A 13,172-nucleotide genomic window follows, 5' to 3' on the forward strand; every position below is an offset into this window, starting at 1 on the left:
GCGTCGGGAAGTTCGCGACCCTCAGCTGACGAGTCCGGCCAGTGCTGGGGCGAGGGTGCCGGGGCCGGTCACCGCGACGTCGGACAGGCCCTGCCACTCGGCCGCCTCGGTCAGCAGGGAGGCAACGCGCCTCGCCACGTCGTCGACGCTCCCCTCATGTGTCGGCTCGACGTGGGCGTGCTGGACGCGCAGGATGCCGGCCTTGCGGTCGCTCTTGAGGTCGATGCGGGCCGCGATCTGGTCGTCGAGCAGCACCGGCAGCACGTAGTAGCCGTGCTCGCGCTGCTCCTTGGGCGTGTAGATGGAGATGCGGTAATGGAAGTCGAACAGCCGCTCCGCGCGGGGGCGGTACCAGACCAGGGGGTCGAACGGGCTGAGTAACGCGTCGGCATGGACCCGCCTGGGGATGCGCCGGCCGGCCGGCATCCACGCGTCCTTCGCCCACCCGTCGACGGTCACGGGCTGGAGTTCGCCGTCGGCCACGAGCTGCTCGACGGCGAGGCGCGCGTCGGCGATCTTGAGGCGGGGATAGTCGGCCAGGTCGTCGAGGGTGGCGACCCCATGCGCGACGGCGGCGCGACGGACGAGCTCGCGGACGGCGTCCTGCTTGGGCATGGGTTCGAGGGTTTCGGGTGGGAGGACGGCGGTGGCGGGGGCGAGGACGCGCTCGAAGCGTTGGCGGCCGACGGTGACCAGATCGCCGGTGCGGAACAGGTACTGCGCTGCCCAGTGCACGTCGTTCTTGTTCCACCAGCCGCCGCCGAGGGAGACGTTCTGGGGATGGTCGAGGTCGCGGATGCGCAGCGGGCCTCGGTCGGCGAACTCGGCCAGGACGTCGGCAATCAGCTCCTTGTTCTCGGTGGCCCAGTTCTGGAAGCCCGGGCGCTTCGGGGCGACGCGATGCCAGTGCCACAGCGGCCAGTCCGAGACGGGGATGACGGTGGCCTCGTGGGCCAGGTACTCGGTGTAGCGGCCGAGGCGCGGTGTGGCGGGGGTGTCGTGGTGGAGGAGGGCGTCGAGGGCGGCCTTCGGATACGGCCCGAGGCGCGCGAGCAGCGGGAGGTAGTGGGAGCGCTCGAAGACGTTGACGGTGTCGAGCTGGAGGACGCCCATACGTGCGATCGCCCGGTTGATGGACGCGGTGGTGGGCGTCGTCGGGCGTGGCGCGGCTAGGCCCTGCGCGGAGATGGCGAGTCGTCTGGCTTCCGCTGGGCTCAAGTGTCGCGGCATTGGGACAGGATAGGCGGCTGGCACTGGACCCGAGGCGCGAGCCCGGTACGCCCCTGCGCCTTGCCCCCGAGCGCGCCTGGGATCACGGCCCGAAGGCACCGATCGGGATCACCATCACTCCGTCGGGCCTGGTGTAGCCGTAGCCACTCGCGGTGATCACCCCGAGGACGGCCGGGGCACCGCTCTTGTCGGTGTCGACTTTGGCCGCGAATTTCAGCAGAGAAGACGCCGCTCGGTCCACCTGTCCCGGCCCCAGCTTGACCTCGAACGCGCCCCAGGTCCCGTCCCGGGTCGCGATGATCAGGTCCACCTCCAGCCCATCGGAGTCACGGTAGTGGTAGACCGAACCATCGAGGGCATCAGCGTAGACACGAGCGTCCCGGACCGCCAGCGACTCGAAAAGTAGTCCGAAGGTGTTGAGATCTCGCACGAGTTTCGTCGGGCTGGCTTCCAGGGCCGCCGCAGCGAGAGAGGGGTCTACGAGATGGGTTCGCGGCCTCCCCCGCAGTCGCGCCCGAGATCTCAGGTGCGTCGCCCATGCCGGCTGTACCTCAAGGAGCATGAGCCTGGTGAGTGCATCCTGATACTCATGGGCCGAGAGCCGCGAGACTGTGGCGTCGAGGCCTTCAGCCTCTGTGGCCAACCTGGTCACGTTGTGCTCCATCGCCGTGTTTCGGGCCAGTGCCTGAATGAATCGCATGACCCGCACAGGGTCTCGGCGAGGCCCCGAAATCCGTGGGAGGTCGACCTCTGCGACTGTGCGCAGGTAGTCACGGTTTGCCGCAGCTGCATCACGCGTCGACAAACCGAGGTTCAACGGCCAGCCGCCTCGAACCACCAGTTCTGCTGTCCGCTGGGGGGTCGTGGCATCAGCTGGCGAAGTGGGGCGATCGCCAGCAAGCATGGCCTCGAGGGACAACACCCCAGTGGACTCCCCCGACTCGAAGAGGGACAGCGGGCGCATGACCAGCCGCGCGAATCGCCCAGCGCCGGAATGCCGGCGCACATCATCGCTGGGCACCGCCGAACCGGTCAGGACGAACTGTCCAGGTGCGCCACGCTTGTCCACCTCAGCACGCACGAAGTTCCAGACACGAGTGCCATCCAGCTGCCACTCATCGATGAGGCGTGGGGCGGCACCTGACAGCACCAAGGCGGGATCGACTTCCAGCGCACGAAGGGCAGCCTCATCGACGTCGAGGTAAACCGCGCTGGCGGACGCCCGCTGGGCTGTGCGGGTCTTGCCACATGCCTTGGGCCCCTCGATCAGGACCGCACCCGAGGATGCCAGGCGGGCCGATAGGAGCGTGTCGACGATCCGGGGAAGGTAATCCATCTCGCCTCCTATCAACCGGGGTTGGATCGTGGGAAAGCTTACACTTTGCAGCGCTCTACGCTTACACTTTGCAGCCTTGTGTGCTGGCACTTTGCAGATCCTCACCGCAGGACGCCTGGCACGACCTTGGCCATCAAGGAGGACCGGGCAGGGGCTAGGGTCGGGGCATGGTGTGGGTGGCTGCCGGGGTGGTCGCGGTGGTGGCCGCCGTCGTCATGGCGCTCGCGGTGCCACGGGTGCGCGTGCTGGACGACGACGAGGCGCCGGACTTTGCCACGCTGGTCAACGCATGGAGCGTTGCGGGGGTGACGGCCGGGGCGTTCCTGGCGGCCCTGGCGCTCTGGGTACTGCCGACGGAGCTGTGGTGGCTGTGGGTGCCGTACCTCGGGATCGGCGCCCCCCTGGCCTACGTCGACCTCCGGACCACATTCCTGCCGAAACAGCTGCACTACGTGGGTGTCGCGGCGATGGGGCTGGGACTGGTGGGGCTGGCGGTGCTGGACATCCGGGCGGCCGTGGGCGCCGTCGTCGGGGCGGTGGCGGCGTTCGGGCTGCTGTACCTGGCGTGGTACCTCTCCCCCGGACTCGGCTTCGGCGACGTTCGGCTGGCGCTGCTGATCGGTGCGGTGGCCGGTCAGTCGGGGGTGTCGATGTGGACGGCGGCGCTGTTCTTCGGCACCGCCCTGGGCGCTGTGCACGCCGTCGGGCATGCGCTGTGGGCGCGGCGGGATGAGGATCGTCCGAAGCACTTCCCGTACGGGCCGGCGTTGTGGCTGGGACCGATTGTCGCGGCTTGGGTGATGAGATGACTCGACTGGTTGACAACCCCAGCGCGGCGCAGACCTGCCCCGGGTGCCGTCAGCGGTTGGTGGCCTCGACCCAGCGGTCCAGCGTCGAGGCTGCCGCGCCGGTGTCGATGGCTTCATTGGCCGCGCGCAGCGGCTCGCGCATCTGGTCCACCAGCGGCAGGACCGTCGAAATCCCCCGGTAGGCGAGGAGCGCGGCCGCGGCGTTGAGGACGACGATGTCTCGGACCGGGCCGGCTTGGCCGGCCAGCATGTCGCGCGCCACCTGCGCGTTGTGGGCCGGGTCGCCGCCGTGGAGGTCGTGCGGGGCCGCGGGCTCAAGGCCCAGGTCCTCCGGGTCGAGCACCGTGCGGTGCACCCGCCCCTCGGAGATCATCCACACGTCCGACTCCGACGTCGTGGTCAGCTCGTCCAGCCCGTCGAAGCCGCGGAACACCATGCCCCGCGTGCCACGCTCTGCGAGCACGCGTGCGATGACCGGGGCCACGTCGTCGTTGGCCACGCCCAGCGCCATCGCCCGGGGGCGGGCCGGGTTGGCCAGGGGGCCGAGGAAGTTGAAGGTGGTCTGGATGCCCAGCGCCTTCCGCACCCCTGCCACGTTCTTCATGGCCGGGTGGTACAGCTGCGCGAAGAGGAACACCAGGCCCACCTCGTCGAGGATGCCGGCCTGCTTGGCTGGCTCCACGTCGATCTTCACGCCCAGCGCCTCGAGGGTGTCCGCCGTGCCGGACATCGACGACGCCGCCCGGGAGCCGTGCTTGACCACCTTCGCGCCCGCGCCCGCCGCGACAATGGCGGCCATCGTCGAGATGTTGACCGTGTTGGCGCGGTCGCCGCCGGTGCCGACGATGTCCACCGCGTCGGGATCCAGGGCGATCGGCAGCGCGTTGGCCAGCATCGCATCCGCAAGCCCGGCGATCTCGTCCTCGGACTCGCCCTTGGCGCGCAGCGCGGTGAGCAGCGCCGCGATCTGAACGTCCGAGGCGCGCCCCGCGAGGATTTCGTTGAGGGCCCAGGTGGCGGCGGTGGCTTCAAGCCCCTCGCTGCGCACCAGGCCGGTGAGGATGTCCGGCCAGGTGTAGCCCGACATCAGCCCACCTGCGCCAGGCGGGCGCGGATGAGATTGGCGGCCTGCACCGGCATGGTGACAGGGTCGATCGGGAAGGGCGCCACGGCCTCGGCGCGCGACCAGGAGGCCAGCCATGCGTCGGCCTCGCGGGAGACGAGCAGCATCACCGGCGGGCAGTCGGCGTACTCCTCCTTCACCTGGTGGGCCAGGCCGAAACCGCCGGAGGGCTGGGCATTGCCGTCGAAGATCATCACCGCGTAGTCCGTGCCCGCGTCCAGCGTGCGCAACAGCGCGCCCTGCGTGGCCACCTCCAGCACCTCGATCTGCGGCAGGTCGCTGGCGACGCGACTGCCCAACGTCAGCCGGACCTGCTCGCGCACGGTGCGGTCGTCGGAGAAAACCAGCACCTTGACGGTAGCTTCGCTCATCTTGGGTCTTCCTTCGCGTTGTCCTTGCCGTCATCGTAGCCAAGACCGGCCCGCCTGGCGCGCTGGGCCTCCTCCCGGTCCAGCGCCCGGTCCATCCGCGTGGCCTCCCTCTTCGAGTCCTTGATCCACTGGATGAAGATCGTGCTCATCGCCGCGAACATCGTGATGTCGCCCGTGGCCCACATCAGGCCGCCCGCCCAGGACTGGTCCTCCATCGGCGACAGGCCCCACGACCGCTCGAACGCCAGGTACCACTCCTCCGCGATCAGCTGCGTCGACCCCATGATCGTCACCCCCAGGAACGCGTGGAACGGCATGGTGAGCAGGAACAGCAGGATCCGGATGGGGTAGGGCATCTTGATCGGCACCGGGTCCACACCCAGCAGCGGGAAGAAGAACAGGCAGCCCACGGTGACCAGATAGAAGTGCAGCGAGTCGTGCCAGAAGTCACTGCGCAGCGTCAGCTCGTACCAGCCGGACATGTACAGCGCGAACGGGCTGGCCACCATCAGCCCGGTGGTGAGCGGCGGGAACAGCAGCACCTTCGCCACCGTCGAGTGCAGCACCGCCAGCAGCCACGCCCGGGGACGCTTCGGAAGCGCGCGGAGCGCCAGGGTGGCGGGCGCCCCGGCCACGAGGAACACCGGCGCGATCATGTTGAGCAGCATGTGCTGGATCATGTGGGCCCAGAACAGCACCGTGTCGTAGACGCCGAGGAAGCTGAACGTGGCCACCGCGACGCTGCCCAGCCCCAGGCCGAGGAACGACACGGTGCGCGAGACCGGCCACCGGTCCCCGCGGCGGTGCAGCGTCCGCACCCCCCACACGTACAGGCCCCCGACGATGAGCAGCGCGAGCACGGCGTACAGCGGGAATTCCCAGGCCGTGACGTAGCGCGCGCCCTCGAGCGGGATGATGTCGTCGTCGGGCTTGGCGTGCAGCGGAAGTACGGCCAGAGCCCGGGGAAACATGCGCGGATTATGGCACGGGGCATCCGGCCGTTCACAGGGGGGTGGGCCTAATCCGGTCACTGGCGTGACCTCAACGGGTTTTACCGCAATAATGACCCCGTGGCGACGAATCATGACACCCTCACCGCGCCGGCGCAGCTGCCGACGGGCGCAGTCCATCAGATCCCCTCGGCGCGGCTGAACAAGCCCTACGGCCGGCCCGACACTGTCGCCGTCGGCGTGATCGTCTGGCTGGCCAGCGAGCTGATGTTCTTCGCGGCCCTGTTCGCCGCCTACTTCTGGATCCGCAGCATCACCAACGACGCTGCGGCCGCCGCGGGCGTCGAGTCGCTGTGGGCCATCAACACCGAGCACCTGGACATCACCTTCGCGTCGATCAACACGGCAATCCTGGTGACGTCGTCGATCACCGCCCAGCTGGGCGCCAACGCCGCCGAGGCCGGGCGCGCGTCGGGCCCGTGGCTCAACCCGCTGCGGTGGGGCATGCGTGAGGCGTTCATCATCACCGCCATCCTGGGCTCCGTCTTCGTCGCCGGCCAGGTGTGGGAGTACTTCACCCTGTTCAACGAGGGCCTGTTCATCTCCACCAACCAGTACTGGTCCGTGTTCTTCCTCGCCACCGGATTCCACGGCCTCCACGTGCTGGGCGGCATCATCGCCTTCTGGTTCGTCCTGGCGCGTAGCTACATGACCCGCACCCACACCCACGAGCAGACCGTCGGCGCCCACGTCGTGTCCTACTACTGGCACTTCGTCGACGTCATCTGGATCCTGCTCTTCGGCGTTCTCTACTTCCTCCGCTAGCTCAGAAGACCTGGAGACACACACCGTGAAGTTTCTGACCAACCTCCGGCGGCATACGGCGGCGCGGCCACTGCTGCTGATCTTGGCCCTCCTCGTCGTCGGCCTCAGCTACAGCGTCGTCAGCCCGCAGCGGTCCTCAGCGGAGACCGAGATGACCCAACAGATCGAAGAGGGCAAGGCCCTGTTCGACTTCACCTGCTCGTCGTGCCACGGCCTGGGCGGTGAGGGCACCACGCAGGGGCCGTCGCTGATCGGCGTCGGCGCGGCATCGGTGGACTTCCAGATGGGCACCGGCCGCATGCCGGCCGCCCGCGAGCAGGCGCAGCTGCCCGCCCGGCAGGTCAACTACTCGCAGGAGCAGATCGAGGCGGTCGCGGCGTACGTGGCCACCCTCGGCGCCGGCCCCGCCATCCCGGCGGAGAGCCAGTACTCGCCCGAGGGCCTCACCGAGGAGGAGATCGCCCGCGGCGGCGCCCTCTTCCGCGCCAACTGCTCCGCCTGCCACGGCGTCGTCGGCGGCGGCGGCGCGATGCCCAACGGCAAGTACGCCCCCTCCCTGGTGGAGACCAGCGCGGTCCACATCTACGAAGCCATGCGCACCGGCCCCCAGCAGATGCCCTCGTTCTCCAAGGACGTCATGCCGGACCAGAGCGTCAAGGAGATCGTCGGGTACCTCGAAGAGGTCCACGAACAGCCCAACTACGGCGGCCTGACCATGGGTGACGCCGGCCCCGTGTCCGAGGGCCTGTGGGCCTTCGTGCTCGGCATCGGCGGACTCGCGCTGGTGGCCACCTGGATCGCGAAGAAGGGGGCCCGGGCCCGATGAGCCACGACAATCTGCCGGTGCGCGACGCCGACCTTGGGCACAGCGTCGCCAACCCCGGCCTCGAGGAGCACCTCCCCCGCTACACGGACGTCGACAAGGGCGCGGGCAACCGCGCGTACGCGGCCATCCTGCTGATGCTGGCCGCGGTGCCGGTGCTGGCGATCGCGTTCGTCGTGATCTACTTCGCGGTGCCCCGCGACATGTACCTCGACTTCGGCATCCTCCAGGCCAACGCCCAGAACGTGGGCTTCGGGCTCACCGGCGGCCTCGCGGCCGTGCTCATCGGGGTCGCGGTGATCCAGTGGGCGCGCGTGCTGATGGGCGACGAGGAGTCGGTCGAGATGCGCCACGCCGCGTCCTCCACTGAGGAGGACCGCACGGCGGTGATGGAGCTGTGGAACGACGGCGTGGAGCAGTCCGCGGTGCGCCGTCGCAAGCTCCTCCTCGGCGCGTTCGGCGGCGCCGTCGGCATCTCCCTGGTGCCCGCCGTCATCCTGCTGGCGGACATGGGCCCCCACCCCGTCAAGGGGCTGCGCGAGGAGACCGTCGAGCGGACCATCTGGGCGGAGGACGTTCTCATCCTCAACGACGAGAACTGGCTGCCCATCCGCCCGGAGATGCTGGAGGTGGGTCAGCTGGTCAACGCCCAGCCCGCCAACCTCCGCGAACTCCACGGCGTGGAGGCCCACCAGGCCAAGGCCAAGGCCGCCGTCATCCTCGTGCGGATGGACCCCAACTCCATCAAGATCCCCGAATCGCGCAAGGACTGGCACGTGTCCGGCATCCTCGCCTACTCCAAGATCTGCACCCACGTGGGCTGCCCCATCTCGCTGTGGGAGCGCCAGACGCACCACCTGCTGTGCCCGTGCCACCAGTCGACGTTCGACCTGGGTGACAGCGGCGTCGTGGTGTTCGGGCCCGCGGCCCGTTCGCTGCCGCAGCTGGCCATCCGGGTCAACAGCGACGGCTACCTCGTGGCTCAGGGAGACTTCACGGTCCCCGTCGGCCCGAGCTACTTCGAGCGTGACTCGAGCCAGGACTTCAAGGAAGGTGACGCGTGATGGCCAAGCCCACGAGTGTCGCGCCGTCGTCGCCGACGGTTGAGCCCCAGGTCGCGCCGGCCACCAACCCGCAGATGCCCGGGGCCGTGAAGTGGGCCGACGACCGCATCGGCCTGGCGAAGATCGGCCGCGCGGGGCTGCGCAAGGTGTTCCCGGACCACTGGTCCTTCCTGCTCGGCGAGATCGCGCTGTACTCCTTCATCGTGCTGCTGATCACCGGCGTGTTCCTCACCATCTGGTTCAAGCCGTCGATGGCGGAGATCGAGTACGACGGCTCCTACCAGCTCCTCAAGGGCATGCCGGTGTCGGAGGCGTTCGCGTCCACGCTGGACATCTCCTTCGACGTGCGCGGCGGCCTGCTGGTGCGCCAGATCCACCACTGGGCGGCGCTTCTGTTCGTGGCCGCGGCCACCGTGCACATGCTGCGCGTGTTCTTCACCGGCGCGTTCCGCAAGCCGCGCGAGGTGAACTGGCTGATCGGCGTCGGCCTGCTGTCGTTGTCGCTGATCGCGGGCTTCGCCGGCTACTCGCTGCCTGACGACCTGCTGTCCGGCACGGGCCTGAGGTTCGTCGACGGGCTGATCAGATCCATCCCCATCATCGGGACGTGGGCGGAGTTCTTCGTCTTCGGTGGCGAATTCCCGGGCGACATCCTCATCCCGCGCCTCTACATGGTGCACATCCTGCTGGTGCCGGGCATCCTGCTCGGCCTGATCTCGGCGCACCTGGCGCTCGTGGTGTACCACAAGCACACGCAGTACCCCGGCCCCGGACGCAGCGAGAACAACGTCGTCGGCTACCCGCTGTTCCCCGTCTACGCAGCCAAGGCCGGCGGCTTCTTCTTCATCGTGTTCGGGTTCCTCGTCCTCATGGGCGGGCTGTTCCAGATCAACCCGGTGTGGCTGTACGGCCCCTACGACCCGGCGAAGGTCACGGCAGGCTCCCAGCCCGACTGGTACATGGGCTGGGTCGAGGGCGCCATCCGCATCATGCCCGCGCTGGAGTCCAGCTTCTGGGGCACCACCTGGACGTGGAGCGTGTTCCTGCCCGGCGTCGGCCTGATGGGCGTCCTGTTCACCGGGCTCGGCCTGTGGCCGTTCATCGAGGCGTGGATCACCGGGGACAAGCGCGAACACCACCTGCTCGACAGGCCGCGCAACGCGCCCACGCGCACCGCCCTCGGCGTGGCGGGCATGACCTGGTACGGCATGTTCTGGATCGCGGGCGGCAACGACATCATCGCCACGCGCTTCGCGCTGGACCTCAACGTGATCACGCAGTTCACGAGGGTCGCGGTGTTCGTCGCCCCGGTCGTGGCGTTCATCATCACCAAGCGGATCGCGCTCAGCCTGCAGCGGGCGGACCGTGAGCGGGCGCTGCACGGCTCCGAGGACGGCGTCATCGTCCGCTCCCCCGGCGGCGGCTACTCCGAGGCACACGTGCCCCTCAGCGTCGACGAGCAGTTCACGCTCACGCAGCACCTGCAGCACCGCGTCCTGGAGACAGGGTCCGAGAACGACGCCGCAGGCGTCCGTCGGAAGACGGGCGGGGTGTCGAAGCTGCGGGCCCGACTGTCGCGGTGGTACCTCGGGCACGACATCGCCAAGCCGAGCGTCGCGGAGCTTGAGGCGGCGTCCCACCACGGTGCGCATGCGGCTCATGAGCACGAGTTGAACGGGCTGGACGATCACGGCCCGGAGCTCGACGGCGCCTCGCTCGACGGCAGCGGGGTGGAGGGCCCGCGTCACAGCACGGGTCACGGCCCCGAACGGGCGGGCCTGCACCACTAGGCTCGCGGGGGTTGCAGAGCTGGAGGGCGTCGTCGAGCAGACGGCGCCCTCCGCGCTTCCGGTCGGGGTCAGCGTCGACGGCGGAAGCGCGGCTTGAGCCTCGCCGTCGGAATCGGGGGCGCCTCGAGCCGCTGCGTCGCTCCCTGGTAGCCGCGGACACCGCCGAAGCGGTCGTCGCCGGCCTGCCACGCCGCTCGGAGCTCGACGATCTCCTCGTGGCTGCGGCCGATGAAGTTCCACCACATCACGATCCCCTCCTCGAACGGCTCGCCGCCGAGCAGCATGAGGCGGGCGTCCTTGTCCGTGGGGTTGCGGAGGCGCAGGTGGTCGAGGCCGGCGTCGCGGACGCCCATGGCGTCCTTGTCGATCAGCACGCCGTCCATCTCGACGGCGCCGATGTCCACGAGCGCACCGTGCTCGAAGCCCGGGTCCACGTCGAACTCCCACTCGGCGCCGGCCCGGAGGATCACCTCGACGCCGAGGAGGCCGGTCTCGGTGACGATGGGCGACGTCGCGCCGGCGATGCTGCCCACCATGACGCGCGCGGTGCCACCCGGGATCTCGACGGGGTCGGGACGGTGATGCTGGAAGCCGCGCTCCATGTCCTTGGCGTGCTCGGGCAGGACCACCCACAGCTGCACGCCGTGCAGGTACTCGGTCTGCGCCGTCGTCACCTCGGAGTGGGCGATGCCGAAGCCTGACGTCATCAGGTTGACCTCGCCGGGGCGGACGAGGTCGTGGACGCCGCCGGAGTCGCGGTGCTCGATCTCGCCGTCGAACAGCCAGCTGACGGTCTGGAGCGAGGTGTGCGGATGCGGGGCCACGTCCATGCCGCCGGTGGCCTCGACGAGGTTGGGGCCGTAGTGGTCGGCGAAGCACCAGGCGCCGACGAAGGAGCGCTCGAGCTGCGGGAGGGTTCGTCGGACCGTCATCGCGTCGGGGCCCTCGCCCAGGCTGACGAGCTTCGGCGCGAGCCGTTGGACCTCGGCGGGCGGGTGGTTGTGGTGCTCGCAGTCCAGCATCTGCGGCGAGGCCTCGGTGTTGCTCATGTCCACTCCTTGGTCGACGTGGACTCCACGCTACCCGGCGCCCGCTCTGCCGTCCTCAATTCTCCGACTGCGGCGGCACCAATGACCGTCCTTTGGCACCCCCGGAGCCACATGCGGTCGTCGGCAGGTTCTTCGTCGGCGTGTCGTGCACGAATGGGGGTCGCGGGGGGTCGCGGGGGTCGCGGAGGGGGGTCGCGGGGGGCGGCGGGGGGTCGCGGGGGGCGGCGGGGGGTCGCGGTGCGGTGTGCGGCCGCCCTCGGGCCTCGCCTGAAGGGTAGACTCGCCCCTCGTGCGATTCCTACACGGTGACCCCAGCTACGACCTGACCTACAGCGACGTCTTCATGGTCCCCTCCCGCTCGGGGGTCAGCTCACGGCTCGACGTGGATCTCACCTCCACCGACGGGCTGGCCACGCCCACACCCCTGGTCGCGGCGAACATGACCGCCGTCTCCGGGCGACGAATGGCCGAGACCATGGCGCGCCGCGGCGGGCTGGCGATCTTCCCGCAGGACATCCCGGGCGACGTGGTGGCCAGGTCCATCGACAAGGTCAAGGCCGCGCACCCCGTCTTCGACACCGCCGTCACCGTCTCCCCCACCACGACCGTCGGCGAGACGCTCGGCCTCATCGGCAAGCGCGCGCACGGGGTGGCCGTCGTGGTCGACAGGGACCGACGCGTCGTGGGCCTGGTGACCCCGCTGGACACCGTCGACTCCGACCGCTTCGCCCAGGCCAAGGACGTCATGACCAGTGACGTCACCCGCGTGTCCGCCGACGCGACGCCGGCCGACGTGTTCGCCGCGTTGAGCGAGCAGCATCAGAAGGTGGCGGTGGCAGTCGACGCGGACGAGCGGCTCGTGGGGCTCATGACGCCCAAGGGCGCCCTGCGCTCGGCGATCTACTCCCCCGCCGTCGACCACGAGGGACGGCTGCGCGCGGGTGTCGCGGTGGGGATCAACGGCGACATCCGGGCCAAGGTCCGGGCCGCCTTGGAGGGTCGGGCCGACGTCATCGTGATGGACACCGCCCACGGGCACCAGGAGAAGATGATCTCCGCGCTCAGCCTCGCCCGGGAGGCGCGCGACGCGTTCGCGGCCGAGACCGGCCGACGTGTACTCATCGTCGCCGGCAACGTGGTGACGACGGAGGGCTGCGACGACCTCATCGACGCCGGCGCCGACATCCTCAAGGTGGGCGTGGGGCCGGGTGCCATGTGCACCACCCGCATGCAGACCGGCGTGGGGCGGCCGCAGTTCTCCGCGGTGCTGGAGTGCGCGGAGGCGGCGAAGGAGCGCGGGAAGTCCGTCTGGGCCGACGGCGGCGTCCGACACCCCCGCGACGTGGCCCTCGCGCTCGCCGCGGGCGCGGGGTCCGTGATGATCGGCTCCTGGTTCGCCGGGACGCACGAGTCCACGGGGGACCAGATCGTCGACAACCAGGGTCGCGTCTACAAGGAGTCGTTCGGCATGGCGTCGGCCCGCGCGGTGCGGCAGCGCACGCGCGAGCAGTCGGCCTTCGACCGGGCGCGCGCCGCGATGTTCGAGGAAGGCATCTCGTCGTCGCGGATGTACCTGGACCCACGGCGCCCGGGCGTGGAGGATCTCATCGACTGGATCACCTCCGGGGTGCGGTCCTCGTGCACTTACGCCGGGGCGCGGAGCCTGGCGGAGTTCACCGAGCGCGCCGTTGTGGGCGTCCAGTCCGGCTCCGGCTACGAGGAGGGCCGCCCGCTCGACCAGAGCTGGTGAGCGCCTGTGGGCTAACTTCCGGCCGACAAGGATCCTCACCATCGGCCATGAG

General features: G+C 69.7%; 12 protein-coding genes. 6 read left to right on the forward strand and 6 right to left on the reverse strand.

Features of this window, described 5'->3' with window-relative positions; genetic code table 11:
• Positions 1 to 21 precede the first annotated feature (21 nt).
• Together ACZK5N_RS03890 and ACZK5N_RS03895 are read right to left on the reverse strand one after the other, a co-directional pair.
• A complete protein-coding gene (locus tag ACZK5N_RS03890) occupies positions 22 to 1,230 on the reverse strand; it encodes a winged helix-turn-helix domain-containing protein (RefSeq protein WP_459020175.1) in 1,209 nt (402 codons plus the stop codon).
• 82 nt (positions 1,231 to 1,312) lie between these two features.
• The gene (locus ACZK5N_RS03895; RefSeq protein WP_459020176.1) at positions 1,313 to 2,566 is read right to left on the reverse strand and encodes an ATP-binding protein; all 1,254 of its coding nucleotides are present in this window, start codon (positions 2,564 to 2,566) and stop codon (positions 1,313 to 1,315) included.
• A gap of 167 nt (positions 2,567 to 2,733) precedes the next feature.
• Here ACZK5N_RS03895 and ACZK5N_RS03900 point away from each other — a divergent pair, with 167 nt between their 5' ends.
• A complete protein-coding gene (locus ACZK5N_RS03900) occupies positions 2,734 to 3,375 on the forward strand; it encodes a prepilin peptidase (protein ID WP_459020177.1) in 642 nt (213 codons plus the stop codon).
• Between the two features lie 49 nt (positions 3,376 to 3,424).
• Here the strand turns inward: ACZK5N_RS03900 and trpD are convergent, their stop codons facing one another.
• From trpD to ACZK5N_RS03915, 3 genes are read right to left on the reverse strand one after another with little or no spacing between them, the layout of a single operon-like run.
• Complete coding sequence (gene trpD / locus ACZK5N_RS03905) at positions 3,425 to 4,462, reverse strand: anthranilate phosphoribosyltransferase (protein WP_459020179.1); 1,038 nt, start codon at positions 4,460 to 4,462, stop codon at positions 3,425 to 3,427.
• Positions 4,462 to 4,869: a response regulator gene (locus ACZK5N_RS03910; RefSeq protein WP_459020180.1), complete on the reverse strand. Its 408-nt coding sequence runs from the start codon at positions 4,867 to 4,869 to the stop codon at positions 4,462 to 4,464. Before ACZK5N_RS03910 ends, trpD begins: the two co-directional genes overlap by 1 nt.
• Positions 4,866 to 5,840, reverse strand: coding sequence for a cytochrome c oxidase assembly protein (locus tag ACZK5N_RS03915; RefSeq protein ID WP_459020181.1), 975 nt, complete (start codon positions 5,838 to 5,840; stop codon positions 4,866 to 4,868). Before ACZK5N_RS03915 ends, ACZK5N_RS03910 begins: the two co-directional genes overlap by 4 nt.
• A 99-nt stretch (positions 5,841 to 5,939) precedes the next feature.
• On the opposite strand from ACZK5N_RS03915, the gene ctaE reads away from it, so the two are divergent.
• Genes ctaE through qcrB form a run of 4 tightly spaced genes read left to right on the forward strand, consistent with a single transcriptional unit; the run spans position 5,940 to position 10,321 of the window.
• Positions 5,940 to 6,644 carry an aa3-type cytochrome oxidase subunit III gene (ctaE, locus tag ACZK5N_RS03920; protein WP_459020182.1) on the forward strand — a complete coding sequence of 235 codons (705 nt, stop codon included), beginning with the start codon at positions 5,940 to 5,942 and terminating at the stop codon, positions 6,642 to 6,644.
• A gap of 25 nt (positions 6,645 to 6,669) precedes the next feature.
• A complete protein-coding gene (qcrC, locus tag ACZK5N_RS03925) occupies positions 6,670 to 7,470 on the forward strand; it encodes a cytochrome bc1 complex diheme cytochrome c subunit (protein WP_459020183.1) in 801 nt (266 codons plus the stop codon).
• Positions 7,467 to 8,531 carry a cytochrome bc1 complex Rieske iron-sulfur subunit gene (gene qcrA, locus ACZK5N_RS03930; protein ID WP_459020184.1) on the forward strand — a complete coding sequence of 355 codons (1,065 nt, stop codon included), beginning with the start codon at positions 7,467 to 7,469 and terminating at the stop codon, positions 8,529 to 8,531. Before qcrC ends, qcrA begins: the two co-directional genes overlap by 4 nt.
• The gene (qcrB, locus tag ACZK5N_RS03935; RefSeq protein WP_459020185.1) at positions 8,531 to 10,321 is read left to right on the forward strand and encodes a cytochrome bc1 complex cytochrome b subunit; all 1,791 of its coding nucleotides are present in this window, start codon (positions 8,531 to 8,533) and stop codon (positions 10,319 to 10,321) included. Before qcrA ends, qcrB begins: the two co-directional genes overlap by 1 nt.
• Before the next feature lie 68 nt (positions 10,322 to 10,389).
• On the opposite strand, the gene ACZK5N_RS03940 is transcribed toward qcrB, so the two are convergent.
• Complete coding sequence (locus ACZK5N_RS03940) at positions 10,390 to 11,370, reverse strand: pirin family protein (protein WP_459020186.1); 981 nt, start codon at positions 11,368 to 11,370, stop codon at positions 10,390 to 10,392.
• Positions 11,371 to 11,659: 289 nt separating this feature from the next.
• Between ACZK5N_RS03940 and ACZK5N_RS03945 the strand changes: the two genes are divergently transcribed.
• Positions 11,660 to 13,120: a GuaB1 family IMP dehydrogenase-related protein gene (locus tag ACZK5N_RS03945; protein WP_459020187.1), complete on the forward strand. Its 1,461-nt coding sequence runs from the start codon at positions 11,660 to 11,662 to the stop codon at positions 13,118 to 13,120.
• Positions 13,121 to 13,172 lie beyond the last annotated feature (52 nt).

This window comes from Tessaracoccus pujii (genome assembly GCF_055326215.1).